The following is a 7441-nucleotide window of genomic DNA, read 5'->3' as shown; positions in this document are numbered from 1 at the left end:
ATCGCAAAGCGATTCCATCTGATCGGATAATGCCTGTCTTATGACAGGTTCGGCCCATCGGGCGAAGATGGGCCACCGCCGGAGAGTGGCCACTCGCCGGCGGTGGCGGGGTCGGACCGGGATAATGCTGGCCGTCAGAGGGCCGAGCTAGAGTAGGGTCGCCCCGTCTTTTCCATGAGGCCTGAACGGATACCAGGGACCGTGAGGCCCGGATGACAAGCACAGGACATGGAAGAGATGACCCAGACTACCATCGGCATTGATATCTCCAAAGACCGGCTCGACGCACATCGCCTGCCTGAGGGCACGGCCAAGCGCTTCAGCAACGACAAGAAGGGCTGCCGCGCCCTGATCGCCTGGATCGGCCGTGACCCGGTCGCGCGGGTCGTCTATGAGGCCACCGGTGCCTACCACCGCCTGCTCGAGAGCGTCCTCGGACAGGCCGGCCTGCCGCTTGCCAGGGTCAACCCTCGCCAAGCCCGGCGCTTCGCCGAAGCCATCGGCGTGCTCGCCAAGACCGATCGGGTCGACGCCGCCATGCTCGCGCGCATGGGGATCGCACTGCAGCCGCCGCAAACACCACCAGCCAGCCAGAGACTCGCCGACCTGAGAGACCTGAACTTGGCCCGACGGGCCTTGGTCAAAGATCGCACCGCCGCTAGGAACCGTCAGAAGATCGCCCGCCTCCCGCTCATCAAGCGCCAGCTCGCCCTGCGCCTCAGGCAGATCGATAGGCAGATCCAAACCCTCGATGCCGCCATCGATCAGCTGGTCCAAACCGATCCCGACCTGCGCCGGCGCTTTGAGATCCTGATCAGCCTGCCAGGCATCTCCAGCACCACCGCTACGACCCTGCTCGCAGAAATGCCCGAACTGGGAACACTCCAGGCCAGGCAGGCCGCCAGCCTCGCAGGCTTGGCCCCGGTCGTCCGGCAGTCGGGAACCTGGCGCGGCAAAGCCCATATCCGCGGAGGACGCGCAACCTTGCGACAAGCTCTCTACATGCCCGCCTTGGTCGCCGCACGCTTCAACCCAGACCTCAAAACTCTCTACAAAAGGCTTCTCAGCGCCGGCAAACCGCCAAAGCTCGCTATCACAGCCGTCATGAGAAAACTCATCACCACCGCAAACGCCCTCCTCCGCGAAAACCGCAAGTGGACAAAGCAGAGAGCTTGATCAAAACGGATACTCTAGCCGACATAGTCCAGCGGCAGGGCGGTGGTGTGCTTGATCTCCTCCATGGCGAAGCTGGCGGAGACGTCGGCCAGGCCGGGGATGCCGATCAGGCGCTTGTAGACCGCGTCGTAGGCGTCGATGCTCGGCACCACGATGCGCAGCAGGTAGTCGATGTCGCCGGTCATTCGGTAGAACTCGACCACCTCGTCGATCCGCTCGACCGCCGCCGCGAAGCCCGCCAGCCAGGACTGGGAATGATCCTGGGTCTTGATGCGCACGAAGACCACCACCCCGAGGTTCAGCTTCTGGCGGTCCAGCAGGGCGACCCGCCGAGCGATCACGCCGGCGGCCTCCAGGTTCTGAATCCGCCGCCAGCAGGGGCTGGCCGAGAGCCCGACCTGCTCCGCCACTTCGGCGACCGAGAGCGCGCAGTTCTGCTGGAGCAGGGTCAGAATCTTCCGGTCGATCCGATCCATTGGAGGGAATTGCTTCCACATTATGGATTATCAGAATCTTATTCTGACCGGTACAAAATTTGGGGTCATCTTTGCAAGCCTTTTCCATCAAGCTTGGGCTAGCCTTGCCGACATCTTCCGAACCGCGGCAGGGCCTCATGATCCATCGCCTCTTCACCGAGCATCCGCGTTCCGTCGACGAGAGCTACCTCCAGCATCTGGCGGTGGCACTGAGTTTCTCGGTCAGGCTTGCCCTGGCGGCGCTGGCCTGCCTGGTGCACGCCATCCTGCCCTTTCTCTTCGTCAAGACCGGCAGTGCAATGATCTCGGCGCTCCACGACCGCATGGTCACCAATCGGCACCGCCGCCCCGTGGGTGCGCCGGCCGGTGCCCGAGAGGGCGACGAAGTGCCGGTGGCGCGCCTGTAGCGGTCGGCGCGTCCCTTCTGAAGATCCGATCCAAGAGCCGGCGCCGTCCCCGGTCGACGGGAGTCCGAGGACGGTTATGGCCGCGATCTCCAGCCCTGCTTCGCAACACACTTCCGCGCTGCCCGGATCGCGGGGGAGCCGTCGCCGCCTTGGCCGCCGCTAGGAACTCCTAAAGCCCTCTGCCCTATCCTGCGTGCCGACCGATCGCCGGCGGCTTGGACCCCGGTCCGGCTCGGTCAATTCCTGGCCAGTGGAAGGGGTGCCCAATGTCTCGGGCCGATGAGCTGCGCTTCGAGATGTTCAACCTGCAGCGCCCGGCCGATCCGGAGGCGATCGTCGCCTTCGAGGTCGCGGCGGGCTTCGCCCTGCCCGGCGACTATGGCGCCTTCCTGCGCAAGAGCAACGGCGGCTGGGGCGAGATCGGCGCGCATTTCCTGCAGCTCTGGCCGGTCGAGGCGCTGCGCGACAACAACCGCGCCTGCCGGGCCGCGGAGCGGGCACCGGGGCTCCTTCTCTTCGGCTCCAACGGCAGCGGCGACGCCTTCGCCTTCGACCGCGAGCGCCCGGGGGCGCCGGTCGTCCTGGTCACGATTCTCCGGATGGGCCGAGGCGAAGCCATTGATATCGCGTCAACTTTTGGAGAGTTCCTGGAGCGGCTTCACTATGAGCCGGATCTCCACGTCGCGAAGCCGGCCGTTAGGGCTTTCGAGGCGGTGCCCCAGGGTCGGCAGGGTGTCGCGCCCTACCAGCCCGGCCGGCCCGGGCCCTGGCCCTCGGCCAGCATCGGCGCCTATCTCGGCCGCTGCCGGGCCCGGTTCCAGACCGCCCAGGCCGAGCTGGTCCGGGGCCACGGGATCGATGCCTTCGACGGCCACCGCTACGACCCGGAGGCGGGCCGGCTGGATTTCCTGGCCGGGGCGGCCGTCGCGCTCTCCTTCCACGTTCTGCCCCTGGGCTGTTGGTCGGCGGCGGGCCCGACCTGGCGCTGGGCCTGGGATGTGCCGGCCACGCCACCGGCCACCGTCGCCGCGCTGGCGCCGCTCGCCCGGCTGGCGCGGGACCCCAACTGGCCCTTCTTCGATGGTCCGCAATACGGGGCCAGCCTCGACAACGCCTGGTTCAGTGCCATGCTCGCCCTCGACGTGCTCGGCGGCCAGGGCGTCTTCCGGACCTCGCAGAGGCCGGAGGTGTTTCTGCTGCTGACCGGGCTCGCCGTCGACAATCGCTGAGCGTTTCCCGCAGGCCAGCCCTGCCCGGAAAGGCGTTGCGCCGGGCCTTTCGGGCCAGTAGAACCAGCGGCCGGGGTTCATTCAAAGCAAGCAAGAAAGCGGGGAGGGCGCCGCCATGCGCGTCTACTACGATCGGGATGCCGACGTCGGGCTGATCAAGGGCAAGAAGGTCGCGATCATCGGCTACGGCAGCCAGGGCCATGCCCATGCCAACAACCTCAAGGAAAGCGGCGTCACCGACGTCCGGGTCGGCCTGCGCGAGGGCTCGGCCTCGGCGCGCAAGGCCGAGGAGGCCGGCTTGCCGGTCATGACCCCGGCCGAGGCGGCCGCCTGGGCCGACGTGGTCATGGTCCTGACCCCCGACGAGCTGCAGGCCGAGCTCTACCGCGAGCAGCTGGCGCCCAACATGCGCGAGGGCGCGGCGCTGGCCTTCGCCCACGGCCTCAACATCCACTTCAGCCTGATAGAGCCGCGTAGCGACCTCGACGTCTTCATGATCGCGCCCAAGGGCCCGGGCCACCTGGTGCGCTCGGAGTACGTCAAGGGCGCCGGCGTGCCCTGCCTGCTGGCGGTGGCCCAGGACGCCTCGGGCAACGCCTCCGAGATCGGCCTCAGCTACGGCGCCGCGGTCGGCGGCGGCCGGGCCGGGATCATCGAGACCACCTTCCAGGAGGAGTGCGAGACCGACCTCTTCGGCGAGCAGGTGGTGCTCTGCGGCGGCCTCTGCGCCTTGATCACGGCTGGCTACGAGACCCTCGTCGAGGCCGGCTACGCCCCCGAGATGGCCTATTTCGAATGCCTGCACGAGGTCAAGCTGATCGTCGACCTGATCTACGAGGGCGGCCTGGCCAACATGCGCTACTCGATCTCCAACACGGCGGAGTACGGCGACTACACCCGCGGGCCCCGGATCATCACCGAGGACACCAAGGCCGAGATGCGGCGGATTCTCGACGATATCCGCTCCGGGCGCTTCACCCGCGACTGGGTGGCCGAATGCCAGGCCGGCCAGCCCTCCTTCAAGGCGACCCGCCGCAACTGGTCGGAGCACGGCATCGAGGAGGTCGGCGGCAAGCTGCGCGCCATGATGCCCTGGCTCTCGGAAAGCAAGCTGGTCGACAAGACCAAGAACTAGCCCGGCGCCGGCGGCGCCGTTCCCCCTCAAGATGTCATGGCCGGGCTGGACCCGGCCATCCATGGCGCGACCGGCACGATGGATGCCCGGTTCAAGTCCGGGCATGACAACGGGGGGTGGGCGACCCGCAGGTTTGACTCTGCGCAGTTGATCCGTTTCTCCAGTGTCCCCAGGATGAACCCGGGGAACCGGGGAGCGAAGGCATGGCGCGCGACGACATGGCAGCCGAGGCTTTGGTTAGCGACGGAATGCTCGAGGACTACCGGCGCGACGGCGCCGTGGTGCTGCGCGGGGCCTTCGATGCCGCTTGGCTGGCCAAGCTGGTCCTGGGCGTCGAGCGCAACCTGGCCGAGCCGGGCCCAGACGCCACCAATCATAAACTCGACGGCGGCGGCGGGCGCTTTTTTGAGGACTACTGCAACTGGGCCAGGATCCCGGAATACCGGGACTTCATCCTGAATTCGCCGGCTGCGGCCCTGGCCGCCCGTTTCATGTCGGCCAGCCGGGTCCAGATCTTTCACGAGCACCTGCTGGTCAAGGAGCCCGGGACCGCCAAGGAGACGATCTGGCACCACGACATGCCTTACTACTGCGTGACCGGGACCAAGGTGGTCAGCTTCTGGATGCCCCTGGACCCGGTGCCACGCGAGGTTTGCCCGCGATTCGTCGCCGGCTCGCACGCCTGGGGCAAGCTCTACTATCCGCGCGTCTTCGACGACGGCAGCGACTACGACTACCAGGGCGAGGGCTACGAGCCGGTGCCGGAGATCGAACTCGGCAGGCACCGCATCCTGTCCTGGGACCTGGCGCCCGGCGACGTCCTGGTCTTCCATTTCCTGACCCTGCACGGAGCGCCGGGCAACGTCAGCTCGTGCCGAAGGCGGGGCTTCGCGACCCGCTGGCTGGGTGACGACGCCCGCTTCACCCAGCGGCCGGGCCGGACCTCCCCACCCTATCCCGACATCGGCCTGGCGGACGGCGATCGCCTGCGCGAGGACTGGTTCCCGGTGGTCTGGACCGCCGCGGACCGGGCGGCGGGTGAAGGTGGTTAATGCCACGCTCTACCTGCCGACGAGGCCCCGGCATGCGAGGGCTTGTCTTTTGAAGCATTCCAAGGTACTCGTTCTGGCATGACGCCCGCGCCGCACAGCCGAATTGCCATTGCCGCCCCCAGCGGGGCCGGAGCCGTGCTTGCGCTCGGGCTGGCTGCCGAGCTCGGCCTCCTCCTCCTTATCGACCCCTGATCGCTACAGCCGCGGCGGCGGCAAGCGGGCAGGGGGCATCGACCAAGCACAAGACGATCGATGGGCCGCCGAGGCGGCCGGGACGAGGAGACACCCTAAAATGAGCCAGGAACCCAAAGCCGATAAGAGCGCCGATCAGGACAACGATCCTAATCGCGTCATCATCTTCGACACCACCCTGCGGGACGGCGAGCAATCGCCCGGCTGCTCGATGAATCTGGAGGAGAAGATCTCCGTCGCCCAGGTGCTCGAGGAAATGGGCGTCGACGTGATCGAGGCCGGCTTCCCGATCGCCTCCAACGGCGATTTCGAGGCGGTCAACGTGATCGCCAAGCGGATCAAGAAGGCCTCCGTGGCCGGTCTGGCGCGGGCCACCCCCAAGGACATCGACCGGGCCGGCGAGGCCCTGAAGCCGGCGGTGCGGCCGCGCATCCATACCTTCATCTCGACCAGCCCGCTGCACATGAAGTTCAAGCTGCAGATGGAGCCCGAGGCGGTCCATCAGGCGGTGATCGACAGCGTCGGGCGAGCCCGCAACCTCTGCGACGACGTCGAGTGGTCGCCCGAGGACGGCACCCGGACCGAGCACGACTTCCTCTGCCGCTGCGTCGAATCCGCGATCAAGGCCGGGGCCCGGACCATCAACATTCCGGACACCGTGGGCTATAGCATCCCCTCGGAGTTCGCCGCCCTGATCGAGATGCTGCGCAACCGGGTGCCGAACATCGACAAGGCGGTGATCTCCGTCCATTGCCACAACGACCTAGGCCTCGCGGTGGCCAACTCGGTGGCCGCGGTCCATGCCGGCGCCCGGCAGGTCGAGTGCACCATCAACGGGATCGGCGAGCGGGCCGGCAACGCGGCCATGGAAGAAATCGTCATGGCGCTGCGGACCCGGCACGACCGGCTGCCCTACACCACGGGCATCGACACCACCGTGATCACCCGGGCCTCGCGGACGCTCTCCGCCGTCACCGGCTTCTCGGTGCAGCCCAACAAGGCGATCGTCGGCGCCAACGCCTTCGCCCACGAGTCCGGCATCCATCAGGACGGCATGCTGAAGAACGCCGAGACCTACGAGATCATGACCCCGGAATCGGTCGGCCTGGTCCGCTCCAAGCTGGTCATGGGCAAGCACTCCGGCCGCCACGCCTTCTCCGAGAAGCTGAAGGAGCTGGGCTTCGATCTGAAGCAGAACGAGCTGCAGGACGCCTTCTTCCGCTTCAAGGACCTGGCGGACCACAAGAAGGACATCTACGACGAGGACATCATCGCCCTGGTCGACGACGCGGTCCTGCGCCACAACGACCACATCAAGTTCCTGGGCCTGCAGGTGGTCTGCGGGTCCAAGGGGCCACAAACGGCCGAGCTGGAGCTGGAGATCGACGGCCGTCAGGCCAAGGCCAAGGCCAACGGCAACGGCCCGGTCGACGCGACCTTCGCCGCGATCCGCGAGCTCTTTCCCCACCAGGCGGAGCTGCAGCTCTACCAGGTCCACGCGGTCACCGGCGGCACCGACGCCCAGGCCGAGGTCACCGTCCGCCTGGAGGAGAACGGCAAGACGGTCAACGGCCAGGGCGCCGATCACGACACCCTGGTCGCCTCGGCGCGGGCCTACGTCAACGCCCTCAACAAGCTCCTGGTCAAGCGCGAGAGGAACGCGCCGGCGGCGATGACCGCCTGAGGTCGCGGCCGGACAAAGGAAGAACCGAGAGGGTCGAAAGGGCGCGGGCGAAAATGCCGCCCGCGCCAACCTTCGCCTTGCATTAGCCGC

Annotated in this window: 7 protein-coding genes; 6 read left to right on the top strand and 1 reads right to left on the bottom strand. The window is 67.2% G+C overall.

Features of this window, described 5'->3' with window-relative positions; genetic code table 11:
• Positions 1–237 precede the first annotated feature (237 nt).
• Positions 238–1176 (top strand): transposase, encoded by a 939-nt coding sequence (locus tag QNJ30_19050; GenBank protein MDJ0945571.1) that lies wholly within the window; start codon positions 238–240, stop codon positions 1174–1176.
• A gap of 14 nt (positions 1177–1190) precedes the next feature.
• Here the strand turns inward: QNJ30_19050 and QNJ30_19045 are convergent, their stop codons facing one another.
• Positions 1191–1652, bottom strand: a complete 462-nt coding sequence (locus QNJ30_19045) for an Lrp/AsnC family transcriptional regulator (protein ID MDJ0945570.1) — start codon at positions 1650–1652, stop codon at positions 1191–1193.
• A 137-nt stretch (positions 1653–1789) separates the two neighbouring features.
• On the opposite strand from QNJ30_19045, the gene QNJ30_19040 reads away from it, so the two are divergent.
• The 5 genes from QNJ30_19040 (at position 1790) to QNJ30_19020 (ending at position 7351) form a co-directional block, all read left to right on the top strand.
• A complete protein-coding gene (locus QNJ30_19040; protein MDJ0945569.1) occupies positions 1790–2059 on the top strand; it encodes a DUF6356 family protein in 270 nt (89 codons plus the stop codon).
• Positions 2060–2325: 266 nt separating this feature from the next.
• A complete protein-coding gene (locus tag QNJ30_19035; protein MDJ0945568.1) occupies positions 2326–3288 on the top strand; it encodes an SMI1/KNR4 family protein in 963 nt (320 codons plus the stop codon).
• A gap of 115 nt (positions 3289–3403) precedes the next feature.
• The gene (gene ilvC, locus QNJ30_19030) at positions 3404–4423 is read left to right on the top strand and encodes a ketol-acid reductoisomerase (GenBank protein MDJ0945567.1); all 1020 of its coding nucleotides are present in this window, start codon (positions 3404–3406) and stop codon (positions 4421–4423) included.
• Positions 4424–4626: 203 nt separating this feature from the next.
• On the top strand, positions 4627–5475 hold the full coding sequence (locus tag QNJ30_19025; protein ID MDJ0945566.1) for a phytanoyl-CoA dioxygenase family protein: 849 nt from the start codon (positions 4627–4629) through the stop codon (positions 5473–5475).
• A gap of 292 nt (positions 5476–5767) precedes the next feature.
• Positions 5768–7351: a 2-isopropylmalate synthase gene (locus QNJ30_19020; protein ID MDJ0945565.1), complete on the top strand. Its 1584-nt coding sequence runs from the start codon at positions 5768–5770 to the stop codon at positions 7349–7351.
• Positions 7352–7441 lie beyond the last annotated feature (90 nt).

Source organism: Kiloniellales bacterium (assembly GCA_030066685.1).
GTDB lineage: Bacteria > Pseudomonadota > Alphaproteobacteria > Kiloniellales > JAKSBE01 > JAKSBE01.
The sequence above is the reverse complement of the archived record's forward strand: the minus strand, read 5'-3'. Positions and strand labels throughout refer to the sequence as shown.